General features: G+C 63.9%; 21 protein-coding genes and 1 pseudogene. 15 read left to right on the top strand and 7 right to left on the bottom strand.

All coding sequences use genetic code 11. From position 1 onward, the window contains the following. The 4 genes and pseudogenes from B5F88_RS13620 to B5F88_RS13605 form a co-directional block, all read right to left on the bottom strand. Positions 1–478 (bottom strand): annotated as a pseudogene (locus B5F88_RS13620) (hypothetical protein); the annotation flags it as partial. Then, positions 468–1,202 (bottom strand): ABC transporter ATP-binding protein, encoded by a 735-nt coding sequence (locus B5F88_RS13615; RefSeq protein ID WP_087347199.1) that lies wholly within the window; start codon positions 1,200–1,202, stop codon positions 468–470. The gene B5F88_RS13615 and the pseudogene B5F88_RS13620, both read right to left, overlap by 11 nt. Before the next feature lie 102 nt (positions 1,203–1,304). Beyond that, complete coding sequence (locus tag B5F88_RS13610; protein ID WP_087347196.1) at positions 1,305–2,903, bottom strand: HAMP domain-containing sensor histidine kinase; 1,599 nt, start codon at positions 2,901–2,903, stop codon at positions 1,305–1,307. Next, positions 2,893–3,567, bottom strand: a complete 675-nt coding sequence (locus tag B5F88_RS13605) for a response regulator transcription factor (protein ID WP_087347193.1) — start codon at positions 3,565–3,567, stop codon at positions 2,893–2,895. The genes B5F88_RS13610 and B5F88_RS13605 overlap by 11 nt, the downstream gene beginning before the upstream one ends. Before the next feature lie 330 nt (positions 3,568–3,897). Between B5F88_RS13605 and glnA the strand changes: the two genes are divergently transcribed. From glnA to cls, 11 genes are all read left to right on the top strand, one after another. Next, the gene (gene glnA / locus B5F88_RS13600) at positions 3,898–5,229 is read left to right on the top strand and encodes a type I glutamate--ammonia ligase (RefSeq protein WP_087347189.1); all 1,332 of its coding nucleotides are present in this window, start codon (positions 3,898–3,900) and stop codon (positions 5,227–5,229) included. A 47-nt stretch (positions 5,230–5,276) separates the two neighbouring features. After that, on the top strand, positions 5,277–5,798 hold the full coding sequence (locus tag B5F88_RS13595; protein WP_242959796.1) for an ANTAR domain-containing protein: 522 nt from the start codon (positions 5,277–5,279) through the stop codon (positions 5,796–5,798). An 88-nt stretch (positions 5,799–5,886) separates the two neighbouring features. Then, complete coding sequence (dapF, locus tag B5F88_RS13590) at positions 5,887–6,693, top strand: diaminopimelate epimerase (protein ID WP_087347182.1); 807 nt, start codon at positions 5,887–5,889, stop codon at positions 6,691–6,693. Positions 6,694–6,706: 13 nt separating this feature from the next. After that, on the top strand, positions 6,707–7,924 hold the full coding sequence (locus B5F88_RS13585; RefSeq protein ID WP_087347179.1) for an LL-diaminopimelate aminotransferase: 1,218 nt from the start codon (positions 6,707–6,709) through the stop codon (positions 7,922–7,924). 144 nt (positions 7,925–8,068) lie between these two features. Next, positions 8,069–8,809: a GH25 family lysozyme gene (locus tag B5F88_RS13580; RefSeq protein WP_242959795.1), complete on the top strand. Its 741-nt coding sequence runs from the start codon at positions 8,069–8,071 to the stop codon at positions 8,807–8,809. Positions 8,810–8,880: 71 nt separating this feature from the next. After that, on the top strand, positions 8,881–9,795 hold the full coding sequence (gene murB / locus B5F88_RS13575) for a UDP-N-acetylmuramate dehydrogenase (protein WP_087347173.1): 915 nt from the start codon (positions 8,881–8,883) through the stop codon (positions 9,793–9,795). A gap of 11 nt (positions 9,796–9,806) precedes the next feature. Further along, the gene (rapZ, locus tag B5F88_RS13570; RefSeq protein WP_087347169.1) at positions 9,807–10,667 is read left to right on the top strand and encodes an RNase adapter RapZ; all 861 of its coding nucleotides are present in this window, start codon (positions 9,807–9,809) and stop codon (positions 10,665–10,667) included. 11 nt (positions 10,668–10,678) lie between these two features. Further along, a complete protein-coding gene (locus B5F88_RS13565; protein WP_087347166.1) occupies positions 10,679–11,695 on the top strand; it encodes a gluconeogenesis factor YvcK family protein in 1,017 nt (338 codons plus the stop codon). Positions 11,696–11,736: 41 nt separating this feature from the next. Next, positions 11,737–12,633: a DNA-binding protein WhiA gene (whiA, locus tag B5F88_RS13560; RefSeq protein WP_087347163.1), complete on the top strand. Its 897-nt coding sequence runs from the start codon at positions 11,737–11,739 to the stop codon at positions 12,631–12,633. A 35-nt stretch (positions 12,634–12,668) separates the two neighbouring features. After that, the gene (locus tag B5F88_RS13555; protein ID WP_087347159.1) at positions 12,669–16,157 is read left to right on the top strand and encodes a DNA polymerase III subunit alpha; all 3,489 of its coding nucleotides are present in this window, start codon (positions 12,669–12,671) and stop codon (positions 16,155–16,157) included. After that, entirely contained in the window at positions 16,154–17,698 is a 1,545-nt protein-coding gene (gene cls, locus B5F88_RS13550) for a cardiolipin synthase (protein ID WP_087347157.1), read from the top strand. Before B5F88_RS13555 ends, cls begins: the two co-directional genes overlap by 4 nt. Before the next feature lie 51 nt (positions 17,699–17,749). Here cls and B5F88_RS13545 read toward each other — a convergent pair whose 3' ends face one another. Next, positions 17,750–19,111 carry a PepSY1/2 domain-containing protein gene (locus tag B5F88_RS13545; protein WP_087347154.1) on the bottom strand — a complete coding sequence of 454 codons (1,362 nt, stop codon included), beginning with the start codon at positions 19,109–19,111 and terminating at the stop codon, positions 17,750–17,752. A 66-nt stretch (positions 19,112–19,177) separates the two neighbouring features. Beyond that, on the bottom strand, positions 19,178–20,665 hold the full coding sequence (gltX, locus tag B5F88_RS13540; protein ID WP_087347150.1) for a glutamate--tRNA ligase: 1,488 nt from the start codon (positions 20,663–20,665) through the stop codon (positions 19,178–19,180). A 157-nt stretch (positions 20,666–20,822) separates the two neighbouring features. Here gltX and trpS point away from each other — a divergent pair, with 157 nt between their 5' ends. From trpS to B5F88_RS13520, 4 genes are read left to right on the top strand one after another with little or no spacing between them, the layout of a single operon-like run. Continuing rightward, a complete protein-coding gene (gene trpS, locus B5F88_RS13535) occupies positions 20,823–21,824 on the top strand; it encodes a tryptophan--tRNA ligase (RefSeq protein ID WP_087347148.1) in 1,002 nt (333 codons plus the stop codon). Positions 21,825–21,843: 19 nt separating this feature from the next. Further along, positions 21,844–22,938: an MraY family glycosyltransferase gene (locus tag B5F88_RS13530; protein ID WP_087347143.1), complete on the top strand. Its 1,095-nt coding sequence runs from the start codon at positions 21,844–21,846 to the stop codon at positions 22,936–22,938. Then, positions 22,935–24,083: a UDP-N-acetylglucosamine 2-epimerase (non-hydrolyzing) gene (gene wecB / locus B5F88_RS13525; protein ID WP_087347139.1), complete on the top strand. Its 1,149-nt coding sequence runs from the start codon at positions 22,935–22,937 to the stop codon at positions 24,081–24,083. The genes B5F88_RS13530 and wecB overlap by 4 nt, the downstream gene beginning before the upstream one ends. A gap of 30 nt (positions 24,084–24,113) precedes the next feature. After that, the gene (locus tag B5F88_RS13520) at positions 24,114–24,869 is read left to right on the top strand and encodes a hypothetical protein (protein ID WP_087347136.1); all 756 of its coding nucleotides are present in this window, start codon (positions 24,114–24,116) and stop codon (positions 24,867–24,869) included. Here the strand turns inward: B5F88_RS13520 and B5F88_RS20725 are convergent. Then, the coding region (locus B5F88_RS20725; protein WP_087347133.1) for a hypothetical protein at positions 24,866–25,081 on the bottom strand (216 nt) is incomplete at its 5' end. The genes B5F88_RS13520 and B5F88_RS20725 overlap by 4 nt on opposite strands.

Below are 25,081 nucleotides of genomic sequence, written 5' to 3'. Positions count from 1 at the left end.
GGGTGGGAGTGGGCGGAGGGGGGATCTGAGAGGGATCAAAGACTACAGCCTCGGTGATGGTGAGCTCCAGGGTCTGGTAGGAGTCCGGCGAGCCGGGCAGGCCCACCTGCAGCCGCAGGCTCTGCCCCGAGCCCTTGTACTGCAGGCCGGTGAGGGTGACGGCATAGACCAGAGGCTTGCCCTCCTCCGAGGTGCGCGCCACCGAGGCCGAGCCGCCGGTGAAGCTGTCCTCCAGCTTGGTCACGTCCAGAGTGCCCACGTCGGTGCTGGGGGAGCTGGTGTCCTTGATGGATACGGTGATGTTGACCGTGTCGCCTTTGTTGATGGACCCCACGCTGCTGCCGGCGGCGTTGGTGAGGGTATAGCCGGTGATGTAGAGGTTGGTGCCGTCCGCGCCCAGCGCGGCGGGCAGGGCCGCCGTCAGCATGGCCAGAAGGAGCAGCAGGGAGAGCAATTTTTGGGACAGGTTAGGTTTCATGGCGTGATTTCTCCTTATTGTTGACTTGGTTGCTGACGATCTCGCCGTCGATGAGGGTGACGATCCGGTGGGCGTAGGAGGCCATCTCCGGGTCGTGGGTGACCAGAATGATGGTCTGGTGGTAGTCCCGGGCGAAGGTACAGATCATGTTCATGATCTCCACCGTGGTTTTGGAGTCCAGGTTGCCGGTGGGCTCGTCGGCAAAGACCACGTCGGGCCGGGCGATGAAGGCCCGGGCGATGCCCGCCCGCTGCTGCTGGCCGCCGGACATCTGCCGGGGGAAGTGGTCCAGCCGGTGGGACAGCCCCACCCGGCACAGCAGCTTCCGGGCGGCGGCCTCCCGCTGGGCCTTGGGCACCCCCCGGAACAGCAGGGGCATGGCCACGTTCTCCGTGGCGGTCAGGTTGGGCAGCAGGTTGTAGGACTGGAATACAAAGCCCAGATGCCGCTGGCGGAAGGAGGCCAGCTGGTTTTCGTTCAGCCGGGAGATGGGCACGCCGCCGATGAGCACCTCCCCCCGGGTGGGCTTTTCCATACCGGCCAGCTGATTGAGCAGGGTGGATTTGCCGGAGCCGGAGGTGCCGAAGATGCAGCAGATTTCCCCTCGCATCACATTCAGGTTGATGCGCTTGAGGGCCACCACCGTCTCATCGCCGATGGGGTACTCCTTGCGGATGTTTTTCACTTCGATGATGGGCCGGCTGCGGGCGTCGGATGGGGTCATGGGCGCGGCCTCCTTTCTGGGACCATCATACCCGGCCAAACTTTATCAGCTACCCAGCGGAAGCTAAAGCTTTCTAAAGAAAAAACAAAGACTCCGAACCGGTTACGGTTCGGAGTCTTTGTCAGACGGCGGGGACGCCAGGGGCAGCTCCAGCAGAAATTCGGTGCTGCGTCCCGGCGTGGGGTGGGGGTTGAGGGTGATGGCGCCGCCGTGCTTTTCCATGATCCGGCGGGTGATGGACAGGCCCAGGCCGCTGCCCTTGCCGGAGCGGGCCTCGCTGCCTACCACAAAGGGGTCGAAAATCCGCTTGGCCCGCTCCGGCGGAATGCCCGCTCCGTTGTCGCCCATGCGCAGCAGGGCGGTTTTGGGCCCGGCGGAAATGTCGAAAAAGAGGGCTGTTCCCAGCCGGTTGTGCCGCAGGGCGTTGGACAGCAGGTTGTCCAGCACCCGACGGAACTGCATGGGATCCAGGAGACAGAAGACCGGCCGCTCCGGGATGGAGACCTCCAGGGAAAAGCTGGCCAGGTCAATCTCGTCGTACTTGTCCGCCAGATATTCCCGCAGAAACTCGCACAGGTCGGTCCGCTCCGGGCGGAGCACAAATTCCGGATGTTCCACCTTGCTGTACTCATGGAAGGCGTTCACCAGTTCGGTGAGGGCCTCCGCCTTGCCGTGGATGGCCCGGAGATAGCGCTCCTGCTCCTCCGGCGGCACCTTTCCGTCGCAGATGGCGTCGATGTATCCGGCGATAACGGTGATGGGGGTCTTTAAATCGTGGGAGATGTCGGCAATCAGCTTCTGCCGGTCCTGGTCCATCTGCCGCCGCTGGGCCTCGCTCTCCGCCAGCTGCTGGGAAAAGCGGTCCAGGCTCTCCCCGATGCGGCGGATCTCCCGGGGGCCGCTCCAGTTGCCCGGCTGCACCGGCCTGTTTTCCGCCTGGGCCACCACCGCGTCGTTGAGCCGCCGGAGGGGGCGGGCAATGGTCCGCCGGAGCTGGAAGATGAACAGGGCGGTCGCCCCCAGATAGAGGGGGAGAAAGAGCAGCCAGATCCGCCAGGACTCCTGATAGGCGGTCTGGTAGGCCGCGTCGCTGAGCAGCGTCACCCGCAGCACCGCGGTCATGGGCCTGCCGTCTGCCGCCTGGAAAGGAGCACGGAACAGCTCGTTGCTGGAGAGCAGCTGGAACTCCCGCTGGGTATAGCTGCTTCTGCCGTCGCCAAAGCCGCCGAAAGCCACCTGCAGGTTTTCATCCAGCACCATGATCTCCGGGGTGGGAGATTGAGCGCCATCCTGGTAGACGGTGCGGACCAGCAGGTGCCGGTGGGAGCCGTCCGGCTGGGTGGTGTGGTAGATATCTACGGCTACCGGCTCCCCATAGGGGAGGATACAGGCCAGCTCCTCCGCCGTATAGGCCTTGTCAAAGCCTCCGCCGGAGGCATAGACCTGGGCGCCGTCGCCGTCGTAGATGGCAAAGTCGCCCCGGCCGTGTTTGAGATAGCGGGTCAGCTCCTGATAGGCTCCGGCGTTCAGGGCCGGGTCCTTCAGCAGCCCGTCCCAGTCCGGCGGCTGGTAGATCAGGTCCAGTCTGCTGTTCCACAGCCAGAACAGAGCGGACGCGATCAGCAGCAGCGTCAGGGTAAAGAGCAGATAGCTGCGCACCAGCAGGCCGAACAGGCTGCCCCGCAAGCGCTTATTTTTCAATCTTATACCCCAGTCCTCTCACAGTGATGATGTAGCGGGGGTCCTTGGGATCGTCCTCGATTTTTTCCCGGAGCTTGGAGATATGTACCATCATGGTGTTGTCGTCCCCCTCGAAATAGTTGCCCACCGCCCCCTCGTAGAGCTGGATTTTGGTAAAGATGCGTCCGGGCGAGCGCATGAGCAGGGCCAGGATCTTGTATTCCATAGGGGTGAGGGCGATGGGCTGACCGTTTTTGGTCAGCTGGAAGGTGGCGGTGTCCAGAGACAGCTCCCCCACCGTCAGGGTGGTGCTGTTTTCCCGGGTGGCCCGCCGGAGCTGGGCTTTGACCCGGGCCACAATCTCCACCGGGTTGAAGGGCTTTGCGATATAGTCGTCCGCCCCCAGGTTCAGCCCCAGGATCTTGTCGTTGTCCTGGCTTTTGGCGGAGAGGATGAGGATGGGAATGTCGCTGAATTTCCGCAGGGCGCGGGTAAGCTCATAGCCATTGAGCTCAGGCATCATCACGTCCAGAATGGCCATATCCGGCATATTTTCCCGGGCCAGAGCCAGGGCGGCGGCTCCGTCAGCGGCCTCCAGGACGCGGTAGCCCTCGCTCTCCAGGTAGAGCCGCAGCAGGTCGCGAATATCGCCGTCGTCCTCGGCGATGAGAATGGAAGCGCTCATGGTGTGGGACCTCCTTTGTCTCTTGGAAGTAAGGTTATTATAGGGGGAGGGAAGGGCTTGCGTCAAACAAAATGCGTGTTTTTCCTGCAAAAAAACACCCACGGGGAAATTGCATAAAAGAACTTGGCTGCCGCCGAGGGCCTGCTGTCCGTTGCGACAAAGTTTTCCCCCGGGGCGGAGAAACGCCTTGACACGTGGGGGGAAAGCACGTATACTGACCCTAACAGTTGTGAACAAAGGCGTTCCGACCCGGCGGGCGGAGCGCCTTTCTTCGTATCCGTCTTTTGCGAAAGACGGGAATTGTATGGAGAGAAAGGGGAATGCTTTGCCATGCCGAGCAGTAAAGAGGATATCATCCGCCTGGTCCGGGAGGAGGGTATCGAGTTCATCCGCCTGCAGTTTACCGATATTTTCGGCCAGCTGAAGAATGTGGCCATCACCGCCTCCCAGATTGAGAAGGCGGTGAACAACCAGTGTATGTTTGACGGCTCCTCCATCGAGGGCTTTGTCCGTATCGACGAATCCGACCAGTATCTGTATCCCGACCTGAAATCCTTCCGGGTGTTTCCCTGGCGGCCCAGCCACGGCAAGGTGGCCCGGCTGATCTGCGACGTCCACAATACCGACGGCTCTCCCTTTGCCGGCGACCCCCGCTATGTGCTCAAGCGGGCCATCCAGAAGGCCCACGACATGGGTTTTGATTCCTTCAACGTGGGTCCCGAGGCGGAGTTTTTCCTGTTCCAGACCGACGACGAGGGCAAGCCCACCACCAAGACCAACGACGAGGCGGGCTATTTCGACCTGGGCCCCCTGGACCACGGGGAATCCACCCGACGGGAGATCTGCATGGCCCTGGAGGCTATGAAGTTTGAGATTGAGGCCTCCCACCATGAGTGCGCCCAGGGCCAGCACGAGATCGACTTCAAGTATGAGGAGGCCCTCCACGCCGCCGACAACATCATGACCTTCAAGCTGGCGGTCAAGACCCTGGCTCAGAAGAACGGCCTCCACGCCACCTTCATGCCCAAGCCCATTTTCGGCGTGGCAGGTTCGGGCATGCACACCAACATGTCTCTGTTCCGCAATGGCAAGAATGTGTTCTACGACCCCAACGGGGAGCGGGGCCTGTCCAAGGAGGCCTACTCCTTCATTGCCGGCCTTCTGGCCCATGTGAAGGGTATGGCGGCCATCACCAACCCCCTGGTGAACTCCTACAAGCGGCTGGTGCCCGGCTACGAGGCCCCCTGCTACCTGGCCTGGTCGGCCTCCAACCGCTCCGCCCTCATCCGCATTCCCGCCTCCCGCGGTCAGTCCACCCGGGTGGAGCTGCGCTCCCCCGATCCCTCCTGCAACCCCTATCTGGCCTTCGCTGTGTGCCTGGCCGCCGGCCTGGACGGCATCGAGAAGGGGCTGACGCCCCCCGCCGAGATCACCGAGAACATCTACGCCATGGATGACGCCACCCGGAAGACCCACGGCATCGAGAGCCTGCCCGGCTCTCTGGAGGAGGCCATCGCCGCCCTGGAGGGCGACCAGCTGATCCTGGACACCCTGGGCGACCACGTGGCCGCCAACTACATCGAGGGCAAGAAGAAGGAGTGGGAGGAGTACCGCACCCGGGTGTCCTCCTGGGAGCGGGAGAAGTACATCATCAACTATTGACCGTGCGCCGTCAGCTCCGGGAGCGGGGGTGAGAGAGCTTGGACCAGGTGCTTGTGGCCTTTGAAAGTGAAAAGACCTGCCGCCGGATCAGGGAGATTCTGGAGTGCTCCGGTACGGCCAGCTGCCTGGTCTGCCGCTCGGGAGACCAGGTGCGGCGGCTGGTGAACAAGCGGCATATCACCGCCGTGGTCTGCGGCTTCAAGCTGGCGGATGAGACGGCGGCCGACGTGCTGGAGGATCTGCCCCCCTTCTGTGCCATGCTGGTGCTGGCCCCCCAGGACCAGCTGGACCTGCTGCGGAGCGACCGCCTGCTTCCGCTGCCCGCCCCCACCTCCCGGGGCGCGCTGCTGGAGGGGGTGGAGCGGCTGCTCCAGATGGGCCGGGAGGCCGAAGGGGCCCTGTCCCGCCGGGATGGGGCGGAGCGGGAGCTGATCCAGCGGGCCAAGGCCCTGCTGATGACCCGGGATGCCATGACCGAGGACGAGGCCCATCACTTCCTCCAGAAAAAGAGCATGGACCAGGGGACCAAGCTGGTCCAGGTGGCCCGGAAGGTGCTGGAAGCGCCCTGAAACGCATAGGATGAATCGCACAGTGGTCCTTTGGCGGCAGTTCTGCGGGACTGCCGCCCTTCCGTATACCTGGAGGAGGGGGTCGGATATGCGATTCATCAAAATGCAGGGGCTGGGCAACGACTATATCTTTCTCAACTGTCTGGAGGGCGGGCCGGAGAGACTGCCGGAGCTGGCGGAGGCCCTCAGCGACCGGCACTTCGGGCCGGGAGCCGACGGGCTCATCTGCCTGTTTCCCTCAAAACGGGGGGACTTCGCCATGCGGATGTTCAACGCCGACGGCTCGGAGGGGGAGATGTGCGGCAACGGCATCCGCTGTCTGGGCAAGCTGATCCGGGACTGGGGGCTGAGCGACCGCACCCGGCTGGTGATCGAGACCAGGGCGGGGCTGCGGCTGGTGGAGCTGCTGGACGGGACGGACCGGGAACGGACCGTCCGGGTGGATATGGGCGTGCCGGAGGTGGAAAGGCCGCTGGAGCTGGAGGCGGCCGGCCGCCGCTGGCGGCTGACGCCGGTGTCCATGGGCAACCCCCACGGCGTGGTTTTCCTGGAGAACATGGACGGCCTGGACCTGGAAATGATAGGGCCCGCCCTGGAAAAACATCCCGCCTTTCCCGGCGGAATCAATGTGGAATTTGTGCAGGTCTCCGCCCGGAACCGCCTGCGGATGCGGGTATGGGAGCGGGGCAGCGGGGAGACTCTGGCCTGTGGTACCGGGGCCTGTGCGGCTCTGGCGGCGGCGGTGTCCGCCGGACGGGCGGAGCCGGCGGCTCAGGTAGAGCTGCCCGGCGGCCTTCTGGAGGTTCGATGGGACCGCCAGAGCGGCCATATGGATCTCACCGGACCGGCGGTGACGGTATATGAGGGGGAATACCCCTGGAAAACGGATGAATAAAGGAGAGAGAAACATGGTGACCATCAACGAAAACTATCAGAAGTTGCCGGGCAGCTATTTGTTCTCCGAGATCGCCCGCCGGGTGGCGGCCTATTCCGAGGCCAACCCGGCCAAACGGCTCATCCGCCTGGGCATCGGCGACGTGACCCGGCCCCTGGTCCCGGCGGTGACCCAGGCCATGCACCAGGCAGTGGACGAGATGGCCACCGTGACGGGCTTCCACGGCTACGGCCCGGAGCAGGGCTACGCCTTCCTCAGGGAGGCCATCGCCAAAGAGGACTATCAGGCCAGAGGGGCGGATATCGCCCCCGATGAGATCTTCGTCTCCGACGGCGCCAAGAGCGACTGCGGCAACATCGGGGATATTTTCGGTGTGGACAACGTGGTGGCGGTGTGCGACCCGGTGTACCCCGTCTATGTGGATACCAACGCCATGGCGGGCCGGGCGGGCCATTACGACGGGGACAAGGGCCGCTGGGACCGGCTGGTCTACATGCCCTGCGTGGCGGAGAACGGCTTTTCCCCCGACATCCCCAGCCAGCCGGTGGACCTGATCTACCTGTGCTTCCCCAACAACCCCACCGGCGCGGTGGCCACCCGGGCGCAGCTGCAGGCCTGGGTGGACCACGCCAACGCCACCGGCGCGGTGATCCTCTTTGACAGCGCCTACGAGGCCTTCATCACCGACCCGGCCATCCCCCACAGCATCTTTGAGATTCCGGGGGCCAAAACCTGCGCCATCGAGTTCCGTTCCTTCTCCAAGACCGCCGGCTTCACCGGCACCCGCTGCGCCTACACCGTCATTCCCAAAGACCTGGTGCGGGGGGGCGTGGCCCTCAACGGCATGTGGAATCGCCGCCAGTGTACCAAGTTCAACGGCGCTCCCTATGTGGTGCAGCGGGGGGCCGCCGCTGTTTACACCCCGGAGGGGCGGGCCCAGGTCAGGGAGACCATCGGCTATTACCTGAATAACGCCCGGGTAATCCGGGAAGGCTTAGCGGGGGCGGGCCTTACCGTGTGCGGCGGGGAGAACTCCCCCTATGTCTGGGCCAGAACGCCGGACGGACTGGGCTCCTGGGCGTTTTTCGACCGCCTGCTCCAGCAGGCCAATGTGGTAACCACCCCCGGCGCGGGCTTCGGCCCCAGCGGGGAGGGGTATATCCGCCTCACCGCCTTCGGCGGGGCGGAGGACACCGTGGAAGCGGTGGAGCGCATCAAGGCCATTTTGTAAGCATGAGGGCGTCCGGCCTGTGGGTCCGGACGCCCTCTGTTGCTCTTGCGTTTTTTCCCCCCGGCGGGTATGATAGAGAAGATCCGCCGGAGGGGCAGCGCCCCCGGCGGGAATTTCAGAAATTGGTGATGACCCTTGAGACAAGTGATTCGAGTGGCGGGCAGGCTGCTGCTGGTCTGCCTGATTCTGGCGGCTGCGGCGCTGGCCGCGCTGGCGGTGCTGCGGTGGCGGGGCCTGCTGCTGCTCTCCCACGAGTCCAACCCGGAGCAGTGGGAGGTGTTTGGGGTGGACGTGTCCTCCTACCAGGGAGTGGTGGACTGGCCCGTGCTGGCGGACCAGGGGGTGGACTTTGCCTTCATCAAGGCCACCGAGGGCTCCACTCTGCGGGACGGGCGGTTTGCCGACAACTGGGCGGGGGCCCAGGCCGCCGGAGTGCGGGCGGGGGCCTACCACTTCCTCAGCTACGATACCCCCGGGGAGACCCAGGCGGATAACTTTATCGACATGGTGCCGGTGACCGAGGGGGCTCTGCCTCCGGTGGTGGACATCGAATTTTACGGGGATTATCTGGAGAATCCCCCGGAAAAGGAGCACGTGCGCTCCATTCTGGACCCGCTGCTGGAGCGGCTGGAGGCCCACTATGGGGTAAAGCCCATCCTCTACGTCACCTACCGCTCCTACTACCTCTACCTGGCGGGGGGCGGGTACGGGGAGTACCCCATCTGGTGCTCCAGCCCCACAGTGTTTCCCCTGGTGCCGGGCTGGGACTTCTGGCAGTACTCCCATACCGCCCGGCTGGAGGGGTATGACGGCAGCCAGGACCGCATTGACCTGAATATCTTCCGGGGCAGCCGGGAGCAGTTCCAGCGCTTCGGCCTGGCATAACGTCCCCTTCTATTTTTCCCCTTTTTCTGGTATACTCTTTAATAACCTGTGATTGTGCGCGGGAGGTCAGCATGGAACAGTTGGAAAGATTGGTTCAGGCCCTTCGGACACGGCGGCCGGAGCTGGAGCTGCGGGAACATGAGCCCATGAGCCGCCACACCACATTCCGTATCGGCGGCCCCGCCCGCCTGATGGCCCTGCCCAGGGACCGGAAGGAGGCGGCGGCTGCGGTGCGGGCGGCGGCCGAGCTGGGCATACGGCCCTTTTTCCTGGGCAATGGCAGCAATCTGCTGGTGGCCGACCGGGGGTATGAGGGCTTTATTGTCAAGCTCACCGGCCTGGATCAGACCAGGGTGGTCAACCGCCGCCTGCGGGCGGAGAGCGGCATTTCCCTGGCCCGGCTGGCTATGGCGGCCTGGGGCTGTGGCCTCACCGGCCTGGAATTTGCCCATGGTATTCCCGGTACCCTTGGCGGAGGCGTCGCCATGAACGCCGGCGCCTACGGCGGCGAGATGTCCCAGGTACTCACCGCCGTCACCTTCCTGGACGAGGCGGGCCAGGTGATTACCCTGCCCGCTCAGGAGTGCGCTCTTACCTACCGCCACAGTCTGTTTACCGACCACCCGGAGCGGCTCATTTTGGAGGCCGAGTTTGAACTGGCCCAGGGCGTCCCCACCCTCATCAAGATAAGAATGGATGAGTTGGCCCAGAAGAGACGCGCCAAGCAGCCCCTGGACCAGCCCAGCGCCGGCAGCACCTTCAAGCGGCCGGAGGGCCACTTTGCCGCCGCCCTCATTGAGCAGTGTGGGCTGAAGGGCCTGTCGGTGGGCGGGGCCCAGGTGTCGGAAAAGCATGCGGGCTTTGTGGTCAACCGAGGCGGGGCCACGGCGGAGGATGTGCTCCGGCTGATGGAGCAGGTGCGGGAGCGGGTGCTCCGGGACACCGGCGTGGAGCTGGAGCCGGAAGTAAAGCTTTTGGGATTTTGAGGTGAGCGGCCATGGATTTTATCATTATCTCCGGCCTGTCCGGGGCGGGCAAGAGTAAGGCGGCCTCCTTTCTGGAGGATACGGGGTTCTATGTGGTGGACAATATGCCCGCCGCCCTGATCCCCAAGTTTGCCGCCCTGTGCATGGCCCAGCCCGGCCGGTACGATCGGGTGGCCCTGGTGACCGATATCCGGGGAGGCCAGACCTTTGACGGGCTGTTTGACGCCCTCAACGAGCTCCACGAGATGGGCTGCGACTACAAGATCCTCTTTGTGGAGGCCAGCGTGGAGACCATCATCAAACGGTACAAGGAGACCCGGCGGAGCCATCCGCTGTCCGGCTCCTCCCGCTCTCTGGACGAGGCGGTGCGCACCGAGCGCACTATGCTGGCCCCGGTGCGCCAGCGGGCGGAGTATATCATCGACACCAGCGTGCTCTCCACCGCAAAGCTGCGGGGGGAGGTGCTGCGGCTGTTCGGCCGGGACGGGGAGACCCCCGCCATGGCGGTGAACGTGATCTCCTTCGGCTTCAAGTACGGCATTCCCATCGAGGCCGACCTGGTGCTGGACGTGCGCTTTCTGCCCAACCCCTATTACATAGCGGAGCTGCGCCATCAGACCGGGCTGGACGACGGGGTGTATAACTTCGTCTTTGGCTATCAGCAGACCAAGGACTTCATGACCCATCTGGAGGGGCTCATCGGTTTTCTGCTGCCCCAATATGTGGAGGAGGGCAAGACCGTGCTGGTGATCGCCGTGGGCTGCACCGGCGGGCAGCACCGCTCGGTGGCCATCACCCGCGCCCTGGCCGAATTCATCCGGCGCAAGGGCTATCAGGCCACGGAGAATCACCGGGATATGACCCGGTCGTAAGGAGGGATACCGTGAGCGAGAGCATCTATGACCGGCGTTGGGAGCAGGGCCCCAGGGTGGTGGCCATCGGCGGGGGCACCGGCCTTTCCACCATGCTGCGGGGGCTGAAAAATCACACCAAAAACCTGACTGCCATTGTGACGGTGGCCGACGACGGCGGCGGTTCCGGTATGCTGCGCCAGGACCTGGGGATGCCCCCGCCGGGGGATATCCGCCACTGTATGGAGGCCCTGGCCAATGCCGAGCCGGTGATGCAGCAGCTGCTGACCTACCGCTTTCCGGAGGGGTCGGGCAAGCTCACCGGCCAGTCCTTCGGCAACCTGATCCTGGCCGCCCTCAACGGCATTTCCGGTTCCTTTGACGAGGCGGTGGCCAAAATGAGCCAGGTTCTGGCCATTACCGGCCGGGTGCTGCCGGTGACCACCGCCGACGTGGCTCTGGAGGCCACCTTTGAAAACGGTACCAGGGTTCTGGGTGAGTCCAAAATCAGCGACTTCAAGAAGGCCCAGGACTGCCGCATCCAGAGTGTCCGGCTGCTGCCCGAGCACCCCCAGGCCCTGCCGGAGGCCATCCGGGCCATTGAGGAGGCCGACCTGATCCTGCTGGGGCCGGGGAGCCTGTACACCAGCGTCATCCCCAACCTGCTGGTGGACGGCATCTCCGACGCGGTGCGGGCGTCCAAGGCGATGAAACTGTATATCTGCAACATCATGACCCAGGACGGGGAGACCGAGGGCATGACCGCCTCCGACCACGTGAAGGCCCTGCTGGACCACTCCGGCCCGGGGCTGGTGGACCTGTGCCTGTGCAATTCCGCCCCGGTGCGGCCCGGCCTGGTGGAGCGGTATAAGGAGGAGGACGCCGTCCCCATCGTGGTGGACAAAGAGGCCATTGAGGCCCTGGGGGTGGAGCTGGTCACCCGGCCCCTGGCCTCCGAGACCCTGAACTATGCCCGCCACTCCTTCGCCCGGCTGTCCGCCGCGGTGATGGACCTGTACCGGGAACGGGCCGACACAAGAATTTTCTGAATCCGCCGGGCGGCAGGTGTCCGGCGGGCTGGAGGGAACCCATGTCCTTTTCATCCGACGTGAAGGCCGAGCTGTGCCGGACCGCCCTCTCCCGGCGCTGCTGCGCCCAGGCGGAGGCCTATGGCGTGCTGCTCTACTGCGGGCAGTTTGACGCCCGGCAGGTGCGTATTACCACCGAGTCTGCCGACTTTGCAGCCCGGCTGCCCGCCCTGTTCAAAAAGGCCTTTCAGATGACGTTTGACCGGGTGCCGGAGGAGGGGGCGGCCAAGCGGATCTTCACCCTGACGGCGGCGGACAAGCTGGCCGCCCTGGGGGAGTCCTTCGGCTACCACCCGGCGGAGTCTCTGGCCCACCACATCAACTTCGCGGTGCTGGAGGAGGACCATTGCCGCACCGCCTTTTTCCGGGGGGCCTTTCTGGCGGGGGGCTCGGTGACCGATCCCTCCAAGCGCTATCACCTGGAGCTGGCCACCCCCCACCGCAGCGTCAGCCGGGAGCTGCGGGCCCTGATGCAGGAGGCGGGCTTCAGCCCCAAGGAGAGCTGCCGCAAGGCCAACTATATTACCTACTTCAAGCAGAGCGAGGCCATCGAGGACTTCCTCACCGCCATCGGCGCCCCCCTGGCCGCCATGGAGCTGATGAACGCCAAGGCGGAAAAGGACCTGCGGGGGAGCGTCAACCGCCGGGTGAACTGCGACGCCGCCAACCTGGACAAGGCGGTGGAGGCCGCCCAGAGCCAGATCGAGGCCATTTACCGCCTGGAGGAGCGGGGCATGCTGGAGGAGCTGCCCGACAAGCTGAAGGAGGCGGTGGACCTGCGGATGGCCCACCCGGAGATGACCCTCACCCAGCTGGCGGAGCTGTGCGATCCGCCGGTGAGCAAATCCGCCTTCAACCACCGCCTGCGCAAGCTGATGGAGCTGTCCAGGCAGCCATAACGTCCCTTTTCCCCGAGATTCAAAGGAGGTAGCTTATGTCGTTTGTCCACCTGCATGTCCATACTGAGTTTTCCCTGCTGGACGGGGCCTGCCGCATCCCGCTGCTGGTCAAGCGGGTCAAGGAGCTGGGACAGCCTGCCGTTGCCATCACCGACCACGGAGTGATGTACGGCGTGGTGGACTTTTACAAGGCCTGCAAGGCGGAGGGGATCAAGCCCATCATCGGCTGCGAGGTGTATGTGGCGCCCCGGAGCCGTACCGACCGGGTCCATGAGCTGGACGCCGCCATGTACCACCTGATCCTCCTGTGCCGCAACGAGGAGGGCTACCGCAACCTGTGCTATCTGGACTCCTGCGCCTTTACCGAGGGCTTTTATATCAGGCCCCGCATCGACAAGGAGCTGCTGCGGCAGCACGCCGGAGGGCTCATCGCCCTGTCGGCCTGCCAGTCGGGTGAGGTGCCCCGGCGGATCCTGGCGGGGGACTACGAGGGGGCCAAGGCGGCCGCCCTGGAAATGCGGGAGCTGTTCGGGGAGGACGGCTATTACCTGGAGCTCCAGGACCACAACCTGCCCAACGACCCCGCCATCAACCAGGGCCTCATCCGCATCCACCAGGAGACCGGCATCCCCCTGGTGGTGACCAACGACGCCCACTACCTCCGCCGGGAGGACGCCCAGATGCAGGACACCCTTATGTGCATCCAGATGGGCAAGACGGTGGACGATCCCGGCCGGCTGAAGATGGAGACCAGCGAACTCTACGTGAAGTCCACCGAGGAGATGGCCGCCCTCTTTCCCGATTACCCGGAGGCGGTGGAAAACACCCTGAAGATCGCGGAGCTGTGCAATATGGACTTCCAGTTCGGCACCTACCACCTGCCGGAATTCAAGCTGCCGGAGGGGTATGACGACGGGGACGCCTATTTTGAGAAGCTGTGCCAGGAGGGGTATCAGCGCCGCTACCCCGACGACCCGGAGGGCTACCGGGACCGGCTGGCCTACGAGATGGGGGTCATCCGGCAGATGGGGTTTGTGGACTACTTCCTCATTGTCTCCGACTTCATCGGCTACGCCAAGAGCAGGGGCATTCCGGTGGGACCCGGCCGGGGCTCGGCGGCGGGGTCCATGGTGGCCTACTGCATGAATATCACCGACGTGGACCCCATGAAATACTCCCTCTACTTCGAGCGGTTTTTGAACCCCGAGCGGGTGACCATGCCGGATATCGACATCGATTTCTGCATCCGCCGCCGGCAGGAGGTCATTGAGTACGTCCAGAACAAGTACGGCGAGGACCACGTGGCCCAGATCGTCACCTTCGGCACCATGGCCGCCCGGGGGGCCATCCGGGACGTGGGCCGGGCCCTGAACATCCCCTACGCCGATGTGGACACGGTGGCCAAGCAGGTACCCAGCGGCCCCGGCGCCCTTCACATCACCCTGGACGAGGCCCTGAAGCTGTCCAAGCCCCTGCGGGACAGCTACGAGGGGGACCCCCGAATCAAAGAGCTCATCGACACCGCCAAGGCCATCGAAGGGATGCCCCGCCACGCCTCCACCCACGCCGCCGGGGTGGTGATTACCCGCCGGCCGGTGGTGGACTATGTGCCCCTGGCGAAAAACGACGAATCGGTGGTCACCCAGTATGTGATGACCACCCTGGAGGAGCTGGGCCTGCTGAAAATGGACTTTCTGGGCCTGCGCAACCTGACCATTCTGGACGACACGGTAAAGCTGGTGCAGAAGCGCAATCCCGGCTTTTCCCTGGCGGATATTCCAGACGGGGACCCGGAGGTGTTCCAGATGCTGTCCGACGGCAGGACCTCCGGCGTGTTCCAGATGGAATCCGCCGGCATGACCGGGGTGTGCGTGGGCCTGAAGCCCCACAACATTGAGGACATCACCGCTATCATCGCCCTCTACCGGCCCGGCCCCATGGAGTCCATTCCCCGGTTCATCGCCTGCAAGCACAACCCGGACAAGGTGAAGTACAAGCACCCGGCTCTGGAGCCCATCCTGTCGGTGACCTATGGCTGCATCGTCTACCAGGAGCAGGTCATTGAGATTTTCCGCCGCCTGGCGGGGTATACTATGGGTCAGGCCGACATGGTGCGCCGGGCCATCTCCAAGAAGAAGAAGGCCCAGATTGAGAAGGAGCGGCACACCTTTGTCCACGGCGATCCGGAGCGGAGCATTGCCGGCTGCGTGGCCAACGGCATTCCCCAGCAGACCGCCGAGGACATCTATGATGAAATCGAGGCCTTCGCCCAGTACGCCTTCAACAAGGCCCACGCGGTGAGTTACGCCATCGTGGCCTATCACACGGCCTGGTTCAAGTGCCACTACACCAGGGAATATATGGCGGCCCTCCTCACCTCGGTGCTGGATTCCAGCGAGAAGGTGGCGGAGTATATCGCTGAGTGCAAGGAGTGCGGCATTCCGCTGCTGCCTCCCGACATCAATGAGTCCGGGGCGGACTTCACCGTGTCGGGGGACCACATCCGTTTCGGTCTGGTGGCGGTGAAGGGCGTGGGCCGGGGCTTTATCAACGCGGTGCTGGCCGAGCGGGAAAAGGCCGGGGTGTTCCGGGACTTTCCGGACTTCTGCCAGCGGATGTTTGACAGCGACCTGAACAAGCGGGTGCTGGAGAACCTGATCAAGTGCGGGGCCTTTGACAGCATGGGGGTGTTCCGCTCCCAGCTGCTGGACGCCTATGAGCCGCTGGTGGACACCATTGCCCAGAACAAGCGGAAGAACCTGGAGGGCCAGTTTGATCTGTTCGGCGGCGGGGGAGACGGGGGCCAGACCGCCCCGGAGCTGCGTCTGAAGCGTATCCCGGAGTTTTCCCGCCGGGAGCTGATGACCATGGAGAAGGAGACCACCGGCCTCTACCTGTCCGGCCACCCCATGGACGAGTACCGGGAGCTGGCCAAGCAGTGCAAGGCGTCCGCCATCGGGGCCATTCTCAGCGATTTCGGCCAGGATGGAGGGCCCACCACCTTCCGGGACGAGCAGCGGGTGAAGCTGGCCGGCGTGATCACCGCCGCCCGCACCAAGACCACCCGGAACAACAGCCTGATGGCCTATGTGACGCTGGAGGACGACAGCGGCTCCATGGAGATGCTGGTGTTCTCCCGGGTGCTGGGGGAGTGCGGCCCCTATCTGAAGGAGAATATGCCCGTGCTGGCGGAGGGGCGGCTCTCCGTCCGGGACGAAAAGGCGCCCCAGCTCATGTGCGACCGGGTGACCCCTCTGGAGCAGGTGAAGGACGGGGTCCAGCCGGGGCCTGCCGGCGGCGCCAGGTGCCTGTATATCCGTATACCCAGCCTCAGCGATCCCCGGTGGGAGAAGATCCGGCTGATTCTGACCATGTTCCCCGGCACGGAGCAGATGAAGGTGCGCTGCGCCGACACCGGCAAGCTGCTGGGGACGCCCTGCCTGGTCCACGACGCGCTGGTGGCAGAGCTGCAGGAGCTGCTGGGCGGGGAAAATGTGGTGGTCCGTCAGGGGGGCGGCACATGAACATCAAAAAGCTGGCGTCCATCCTCTTTCAACGCAGGGTGATTGTGGCGCTGCTGATTCTGATTCAGTCTCTGGCTCTGCTGGCCTCCACGCTGTGGTTTTCCGGCGCGTATATTTACCTCTACTGGACCTATGTGATTCTCTCCGTACTGGCGGTGCTGGTGATTGTCAGCCGCCAGACCGATCCCGGGTACAAGATCGCCTGGATCATTCCCATTCTGCTCTTTCCCGCCTTCGGCTGGCTGGTCTATCTGCTGTGCGGCGGCAACAAGCTGTCCGCCCGGATGCGCCGGAAAATGCAGGGGGTGGACCACACCATGGTGGAGCAGCTGGAGCGGGATTACAAGGCGGAGCAGCTGGCCCCCTTCGGGGCGGACGCGGTGAATCAGGCCCGCTATCTGGAGCTCTATGCCCGTTGTCCGGTGTACACCAATACCTGGACCCAGTATTTCCCCCTGGGAGACCAGGTGTTTCCCGTCATGCTGGAGGAGCTGAAGCGGGCTGAGCGGTATATTTTCCTGGAGTACTTCATCATTGGCCCAGGGCTGTTCTGGGACTCCATTGTGGAGATTTTGAAGGAAAAGCACGCCGCCGGGGTGGATGTGCGCGTCATCTACGATGACGTGGGCTCTCTCAACACCCTGCCCATGAACTTCGCCAAAAAGTTCGAGCGGGAGACCGGCATCCCCTGCTGCTTTTTCAACCGCTTCAAGCCGGTGATCTCCATCCGCATGAACAACCGGGACCACCGGAAATTCTGCATCATTGACGGCCATACCGCCTTTACCGGCGGCATCAACCTGGCCGACGAGTATATCAACCGGGAAATGCGCTTTGGCCACTGGAAGGACAGCGCCATTTTGGTGAAGGGCGAGGCGGCCTGGAGCATGACGGTGATGTTCCTCACCATGTGGGAGTATGTCCGGGAGGTGAAGGTGGACTATGCCGCCCTGCGGCCCGCTGGTCTGCCGCCGGAGGCCCAGCTGGGCAGCGGGTATTTTGTCCAGCCCTACACCGACAACCCCCTGGACAACGAGGCGGTGGGGGAGACGGTGTACCTCAACCTGATCTCCAAGGCAGAGCGGTATGTGTATATCATGACGCCCTACCTGATCATCAGCGACTGCGTCAACACCGCCCTGTGCAACGCCGCCAAATCCGGGGTGGACGTGCGGATCATGACCCCTCACATTCCGGACAAGCCCCTGGTGTTTGAGGTGACCCGGGCCCACTATGAGCAGCTGCTGGAGGCGGGGGTGCGGATTTTTGAGTATACCCCCGGTTTTGTCCACGCCAAAAACATGGTGGTGGACGACGTGTATGCAGTGGTGGGGTCTATCAACATGGATTACCGCAGTATGTTTCTCCACTTTGAGGACGCGGTGCTGCTGTACCGCGACCCCACGGTGCTGGATGTGAAAGCGGACTTTCTCAACACCCAGATCAAGTGCCAGCCGGTGACGCTGGAGCAGTGTCTGGAGCGCAGCTGGGCCCGCCGGCTGTTCCGCTCCCTGCTGCGGGTGCTGAGCCCGTTGCTCTGAACCGTAAAAAACGGGGCCTGCCGCGTTTGACGGCAGGCCCCGTTGTCGTTTTCAGATGACCAGCGTGCCCGACTCATCCTCCAGCAGCAGCAGGATCTTCTGCTGCTGGCCGGTCTGGGCGTTGACGTAGACCAGCACATGGCCGCCGCTCTCGTTCTGGCACTTGAACTCGTGGCACAGCACCTCATACTCCCCGCCGGTGGGGATGAGGGCCAGCTGGCTGCTGAGGATGGTCAGGCTGCCGGGCACCTGACCGGCAGCCTCCTGGGCGGACACGGCGGGGGCGGCCAGCTCCCGGCTGCCGTGGTTCATCAGGTAGCCGTGGGCCTCAAAACCCACCACATCCCCGGTATCCAGGGCCACCTGCACCTTCACCAGGTCGGGGTAGCAGTAGACCCCGTCCTGCCGGGCGGCGAAGTGGATGGTGAGCAGCCCGCCCTGGTCAATGGCGTAGCTGGGGTCCATATCCTGAAAGCCCCGGCTGGCGAGAAATTCCGCCGCCGCCTCATAACCCTCCTTCCGGGTGAGGGTGGGCTCCCCCACCCGCCGGGAGCTGAGCAGCTGGAGCACCTGGCCGCCCTGCTTGGTGACCTCGATATACAGCTCGCCGCCGTCCACCAGAGCGGTGAAGCCGTAGGCGGGCAGGGCGCCCTCTCCGGTGGAGGTGAGGGTGAAGATGTCGCTGCGCAGGTCCAGGAAGGCGGCCGCCGCCTCTTTGGCGGTGGCTTCATCCACCTGGGGCAGTCCCTCCAGCATTCTGGGGGTGCGGTTGGACAGGTGCTCGGAGAAGGGTCCGTCGTAGATCAGGGAGGGCACCTCAGGGAAATCGGCCTCCATGTCCTGAAAGGCTGAGCCGGCCTCCACCTGCTCCCCCTCCTGTCCGGCGGCGGCCAGCCTGGCCTGCACCTGCGCCAGCTCCTCCGGCTCCAAAGTGCCGCCCTCCAGATCGCTTTGCAGTCCCTGCAGCAGCTGGGCCAGCTGGGAGGCCGACTGGGAGAGGGCCTGCAGGGTTTCCCGGTGCTCCTGGGAGCACACCTGCCCGCCCTCCACGCCGCTGGCCAGGGCCAGCACATAGTCTCCCGTCTTGGCCAGGAAGGAGGCGGTCTGCTCCAGCTCGATGTTGCCATAGGGCAGCTCCCCCAGAGCGGCCTGGGCCGCCATGGCCTTGGCGTAGGTCTGGGCGCACAGCACGGAGAACAGGGTGGGGGAGGTGGCATAGGTCACCTTCTGCAGGGACACATCCAGCTCGCCTGCCGCCGTGGCCAGCTCCGCGAAGGCGTGCTGGTAGCCGTTGTCCAGCAGGTGCCGGTATCGGGCGGCCCGCACATGGCCCTGAATGGCAAAGCCGGTGGTGACGGCAAAGGCTGCCGCCAGAAAGATGATCCCCAGGACCTTCCGCTTCTTTTGATTCATAACAAAACGCCCCCTTTTACCGCTAGGTTGCGTAAAAGGGGGCGTTGTATGCCCGGGAGATTTTGTTTACCGGCCGCTGAGCTGCTCCATACCCAGCTTGATGCGGCGGATGGACTCGTCCTTGCCCAGAATGTGGCACAGCTCCACCGCGCCGCCGGGGGTCACCGCCTTGCCCGACAGGGCGGTGCGCACCGGCCACATGATCCGGCCGTTTTTCAGCTCCAGCTTTTCCGCCAGACCGATGAGGGCGTCGTGAATGGCGTCGTAGGTCCAGTCGTTCAGACCCTCCAGCACCGGCAGCACCTGTCCCAGAGCCTCCAGAGAGTTTTCCTCGTTGGTCTTCATCTTCTTGTGGCAGTACAGCTCGTTGGAGTACTCCGGCAGAGCGTCGAAGAAGTCCACCTGGGGGGCGATGTCCAGCCAGGTGTCGCACCGGGGCTGTACCAGGGGGGCGATGAGCTTCAGGTCGATGCCGGGGGATTTGACCGCCTCCCTCAGGTAGGGCTCGGCGCCCTCGTAGAAGGCCTCGGGGGAGAGGGAGCGGAGGTAGTTGGCGTTGAAATACTTCAGCTTTTCGATGTCAAAGATGGCGGGGGACTTGGAGATACCGCCGATGTCGAAGATCTCCGCCAGCTCGGAGAGGGTGAAGAACTCCCGCTCGGCATACTCGCCCCGGGGAGACCAGCCCAGCAGGGTGACGTAATTTACCACCGCCTCGGACAGGTAGCCCATGGCGATCAGGTCCTCGTAGGAGGGGTCGCCCTTGCGCTTGCTCATCTTGTTGTGCTGGTCCCGCATGACGGGGGAGCAGTGGATATAGGTGGGCACCTCCCAGCCGAAACCCTGGTACAGCAGGTTGTACTTGGGGGCGGAGGACAGGTACTCGCTGCCCCGGACCACGTGGGTAATGCCCATCAGATGGTCGTCAATGACGTTGGCGAAGTTGTAGGTGGGCAGGCCGTCCCGCTTCATGAGCACCTGGTCGTCCAGGGTCTTGTTCTCCACGGTGATGTCCCCGAACACGGCGTCGGAGCAGGTGGTGGAGCCCTGGTTGGGGATTTTCTGCCGGATCACGTAGGGCTCCCCGGCGGCCACCCGGGCGCGGGCCTCCTCCAGGCTCATGTCCCGGCAGGGGTCGGCGGCCCGGTTGAAGTCGCCGGAGTCCTCCTCCGACTCGGTCTTTTCGCAGAAGCAGTAATAGGCGTGGCCCTTCTCCACCAGCAGCTGGGCATACTTGCCATAGAGGTCCCGGCGCTGGGTCTGGATGTAGGGACCCACCGGCCCGCCCAGGTCGGGGCCCTCGTCCCAGGTGAGGCCGCACTTGCGCAGGGTGGCGTAGATCACCTCGGTGGCGCCCTCCACCAGACGGCCCTGGTCGGTGTCCTCGATGCGGAGAATGAATTTGCCGCCGGCATGACGGGCGATGAGCCAGGTGTACAGGGCGGTGCGCAGGTTGCCCACGTGCATATACCCTGTGGGAGAGGGGGCGAAGCGGGTGCGCACGCCGTCCTTGGGAATGCGGGCCTCCATCTCCTCAAACCAGTTCAGTTCCATGGGAAAAACTCCTTTTCCACAGTATTTGCGATGTTTGTCACCTTATTCTATTTTTTCTTCTGAGGATTGTCAAGGCCATTTGGATATGATATGATAAACCAATATGGGGCCATGGGCCCAATTTGACAATCATCACGCATAAGAGGTGTGTTTTACCATGGAAAACGAGAAAAAGGTCCTTCTGTCCGGGATTCAGCCCAGCGGGGATCTCCACCTGGGCAATTACCTGGGGGCCATCAAAAACTGGGCGGAGCTGTCCGAGCAGTTTGACTGCTACTGGTTTATGGCCGACCTGCATACCATCACCGTGCGGCAGGATCCGGCGGAGCTGCGCCGGCGCACCCTGACCCAGATCGCCACCTATATCGCCTGCGGCCTGGACCCTGAGAAGAATACCATTTTTGTCCAGTCCCACGTCCACCAGCACGCCGAGCTGGGCTGGGTGCTGGACTGCTACACCATGTTCGGCGAGCTCTCCCGCATGACCCAGTTCAAGGACAAGTCCGCCAAGCACGCCGACAACATCAACGCCGGCCTGTTCACCTACCCCTGCCTGATGGCGGCGGATATCCTGCTCTACCAGCCCGACTTTGTGCCGGTGGGGGAGGATCAGAAGCAGCACGTGGAGATCTGCCGGGACATCGCCAACCGCTTCAACCACGCCCACGGCGAGGTGTTCAAAGTGCCCCAGCCCTACATTCCCAAGGCGGGAGCCCGGGTGATGAGCCTGAACCAGCCCGAAACCAAGATGAGCAAGTCCATTCCCGAGGGCTGCGTGTTCCTGATGGAGAAGCCGGAGGACATCATGCGCAAGTTCAAGCGGGCCATCACCGACAGCGATACCGAGCGGTGCGTCCGCTTTGACCGGGAGGCCAAGCCCGGCGTGTCCAACCTGATGAATATTTATTCCGCCATCACCGGCAAGAGCTATGAGGAGATCGAACGGGAATTTGAGGGCAAGGGCTACGGCGCCTTCAAGCCCGTGGTGGGAGAGGCTGTGGTGGAGCTGCTCCGGCCTATCCGGGAGGAGACCCAGCGGCTGCTCTCCGACAAGGCCTACCTGGAGGGCGTATACCGGGCGGGGGCGGAGAAGGCCTCCTATGTGGCGGAAAAGACCCTGCGCAAGGTCTACAAAAAGGTGGGCTTTCTGGCCCGGTAACTAAAGGAGCAATTTTCCTATGGCGAGCGATCTGAATCTTCCTCTGATCGGCATCGTGGCCGCCGCTCTGGTGGTGGCCTTTCTGGTGGCGGTGATCACCACGCCGGTGGTGAAAAATCTGGCCTTTAAAATGGGCGCGGTGGACGTGCCCAAGGACAACCGCCGGATGCACGACCACCCCATCCCCCGCATGGGGGGCCTGGCCATCTTCCTGGGCTTCCTGCTCAGCGTGCTGGTGTTTCTGGATCTGAACAACCAGCTGCGGGGCATGCTGCTGGGCGCCGTCATCATTGTGGTGCTGGGCATTTTCGACGATATCTACAGCCTGAAGGCCATGTTCAAGTTCTGCGTGCAGATTGCCGCCGCCCTGGTGGCGGCAATCTCCGGCAACGTGATCGACACCCTGTCCAACCCCAATGTGTTCTCCCAGAACCTGTACTGGGATCTGGGCTGGCTGTCCATCCCGGTGACGGTGCTGTGGATCGTGGCCATCACCAACGCCGTCAACCTGATTGACGGCCTGGACGGCCTGGCCTGCGGCGTCTCCGCCATCGGCTCCATGACCCTGCTGGTGATCTCTCTGGCCATCAGCGACGGACCGGTGGCCATCCTGATGGCCGCCCTCACCGGCGGCTGCCTGGGCTTCCTGCCCTACAACAGGAACCCGGCCAAGATCTTTATGGGGGACACCGGCTCCACCTTCCTGGGCTTTATCCTGGCGGTGGTGTCCATCCAGGGCCTGTTCAAGCTCTATACCATCATTTCCTTCGCAGTGCCCTTCCTGATGCTGGGCCTGCCCATCTTTGATACCTGCTTTGCCTTCATCCGGCGCATCGCCCACGGCCAGAGCCCCATGCATGCCGATCGCAGCCATGTGCATCACCGGCTCATTGACATGGGCCTGAACCAGAAGCAGGCGGTGGCGGTGCTCTACATGATCAGCGCCATCCTGGGCCTGTCCGCCGTGGTGCTCACCACCAGCGGACCGGTGAAGGCCATGCTGCTGCTGATGGCCCTGTGCTTTGCCGGGGCCATCGCCGGGCACATCTTTCTGAGCAACAACCGCAAGGAGCGGGAGAAAGAGGCGCAGGAGGAGAAGGAGGAGGAACCGTGAATCCCATTCGTGTGATGACCATATTTGGCACCCGGCCGGAGGCCATTAAAATGGCCCCCCTGGTGAAGGAGCTGCAGAGCCGGCCGGAGATTCAATCCATCTGCTGCGTCACCGCCCAGCACCGGCAGATGCTGGACGCGGTGCTGGAGATCTTCCAGCTGAAGCCGGACTATGACCTGAATATCATGGAGCCCCGGCAGACCCTGTCCACCATTACCACCAAATGCCTGCTGGGCATGGAGGGAGTGCTGGAGCAGGCCAGGCCCGACCTGGTGCTGGTCCACGGGGATACCTCCACCACCTTTGCCGGGGCACTGGCCGCTTTCTACAAGCAGATTATGGTGGGCCATGTGGAGGCCGGCCTGCGGACCTGGGACAAATACTCCCCCTTCCCGGAGGAGATGAACCGCAAGCTGGTAGGGGATATCGCCGACCTGCACTTCTGCCCCACGGCGGCCAACCGGGACAATCTGGCCCAGGAGGGCATTACCGATGGGGTGTTCCTCACCGGCAACACGGTGATCGACGCGCTGAAAACCACGGTGCGGGCGGACTACCGGTTTTCCAACCAGCTGCTGAACGGCCTGGACTATCAGGGGAAAAAGGTGATCCTGGTGACCTGCCACCGGCGGGAGAACTACGGCCAGCCTATGACCAATATCATGACCGCCCTGCGCCGGGTGGCGGAGGCCTTCCCGGAGGTGGAGCTGGTGTATCCCGTCCACCTGTCCCCGGTGGTGCGGGAGGCGGCGGACAAGTACCTGTCCGGCCATGACCGCATCCACCTGATCGACCCTCTGGACGTGGAGGAAATGCACAACCTGATGGCCCGGTGCTATCTGGTGATGACCGACTCCGGCGGACTGCAGGAGGAGGCGCCCGCCCTGGGCCGTCCGGTGCTTGTCCTGCGGCGGGAGACCGAGCGGCCGGAGGCTGTGGCGGCGGGGACGGTGAAGATCGCCGGCACCGAGGAGGAGACCATCTTCCAGATGGCCGCCGGCCTGCTTACGGAGGAACAGACCTACCACGCCATGGCCCACGCGGTGAATCCCTACGGCGACGGCCAGGCCTGCCGCCGGATCGTGGACGGGATTTTGTGGAAATTTGGCCGCCGGGACCAGCCGCCGGAGCCCTTCGGCGTCTGAGTCCGTCAGGCCGGGAGAGGAGGGCGGCGGATGGAACGGCGCAAGCGGAATATCGTGGTGGTGCTCATAGGCATCATCATCGTGGTGGCCATCCTTTCCAGCTTTGGACTGGGGATGTTTGCCCCTGACACGGCGAAAATTGTGCTGCCCTCCGCCGCGCCGTCCGCCTCTCCCGGTCAGGTGGAGAACGACGGAGTGGTTCGGGTGGATGTGACCCCCCAGACGGTGCAGAGCGTCATCGCCACCCTGAACCGGCCGGAGAGCTACGGCCGGTCGGTCACCATTCTGGATATCTGGGGGGAGAACGCCCAGGGTACCACCCAGGCCCAGGTGTGGGTGGACGGGGGCTGGACCCGCACCAACGCCACCCTGCCCGGGGGAGAGGTGCGCTGCTCCATTGTGGGGGACGGACAGGTCTGGATCTGGTACGAGGGGGAGGACGAGGTGCTGAACGCCCCGGCGGACCAGTCCTCCGCCGACCTGGAGGGTCAGCGCATCCCCACCTATGAGACGGTGCTGGACCTGGAGACGGACTCCATCGCCAGGGCGGACTATGAGGAGCTCAACGGACTGAGCTGCATTTATGTAGAGACCCAGGCCGATGAAACCGGCCATGTGGAGCGCTACTGGGTGGCGGACGACAGCGGCCTGCTGGTGCAGGCCGAGCTGCTGCAGGACGGGCAGGCGGTCTACCGCATGACCTCCGCCGCTCTGGAGCGGCCCGCACCCTCCGACGCCTCCTTTACCCTGCCGGACGGGACGGTGCTCCACGAGGCGGGCGCCTAGTCCGTCTGGTCTCCGCCGAACCCCAGCAGCAGGATCAGCCCCAGGGCGATGACCAGCTCCATATCGTCCCCATCCAGCAGCAGGAGCAGCAGAATGAGCAGCAGCAGCACGTCCCCGCTGTCCAGCTCCTCCAGCTTCAGAGACTTGAGCAAGCCGGAGAGCAGGCCCTCCTTTTTCTCCGCTTTGGCTTTCCGGCGGGGCGGGGGAGGCGG

The organism is Flavonifractor sp. An306 (assembly GCF_002159455.1).
Classification (GTDB): domain Bacteria; phylum Bacillota; class Clostridia; order Oscillospirales; family Oscillospiraceae; genus Flavonifractor.
Note: the sequence above shows the minus strand (reverse complement) of the source record. Positions and strands in the feature narration are given on the sequence as shown.

Coding starts and splice junctions, on each gene's coding strand:
- B5F88_RS13615 (WP_087347199.1), bottom strand. CDS start 1,202: ATGACCCCATCCGACGCCCGCAGCCGGCCCATCATCGAAGTGAAAAAC.
- B5F88_RS13605 (WP_087347193.1), bottom strand. CDS start 3,567: ATGAGCGCTTCCATTCTCATCGCCGAGGACGACGGCGATATTCGCGAC.
- glnA (WP_087347189.1), top strand. CDS start 3,898: ATGCCGAGCAGTAAAGAGGATATCATCCGCCTGGTCCGGGAGGAGGGT.
- dapF (WP_087347182.1), top strand. CDS start 5,887: ATGCGATTCATCAAAATGCAGGGGCTGGGCAACGACTATATCTTTCTC.
- B5F88_RS13585 (WP_087347179.1), top strand. CDS start 6,707: ATGGTGACCATCAACGAAAACTATCAGAAGTTGCCGGGCAGCTATTTG.
- murB (WP_087347173.1), top strand. CDS start 8,881: ATGGAACAGTTGGAAAGATTGGTTCAGGCCCTTCGGACACGGCGGCCG.
- rapZ (WP_087347169.1), top strand. CDS start 9,807: ATGGATTTTATCATTATCTCCGGCCTGTCCGGGGCGGGCAAGAGTAAG.
- whiA (WP_087347163.1), top strand. CDS start 11,737: ATGTCCTTTTCATCCGACGTGAAGGCCGAGCTGTGCCGGACCGCCCTC.
- B5F88_RS13555 (WP_087347159.1), top strand. CDS start 12,669: ATGTCGTTTGTCCACCTGCATGTCCATACTGAGTTTTCCCTGCTGGAC.
- cls (WP_087347157.1), top strand. CDS start 16,154: ATGAACATCAAAAAGCTGGCGTCCATCCTCTTTCAACGCAGGGTGATT.
- B5F88_RS13545 (WP_087347154.1), bottom strand. CDS start 19,111: ATGAATCAAAAGAAGCGGAAGGTCCTGGGGATCATCTTTCTGGCGGCA.
- gltX (WP_087347150.1), bottom strand. CDS start 20,665: ATGGAACTGAACTGGTTTGAGGAGATGGAGGCCCGCATTCCCAAGGAC.
- trpS (WP_087347148.1), top strand. CDS start 20,823: ATGGAAAACGAGAAAAAGGTCCTTCTGTCCGGGATTCAGCCCAGCGGG.
- B5F88_RS13530 (WP_087347143.1), top strand. CDS start 21,844: ATGGCGAGCGATCTGAATCTTCCTCTGATCGGCATCGTGGCCGCCGCT.
- B5F88_RS13520 (WP_087347136.1), top strand. CDS start 24,114: ATGGAACGGCGCAAGCGGAATATCGTGGTGGTGCTCATAGGCATCATC.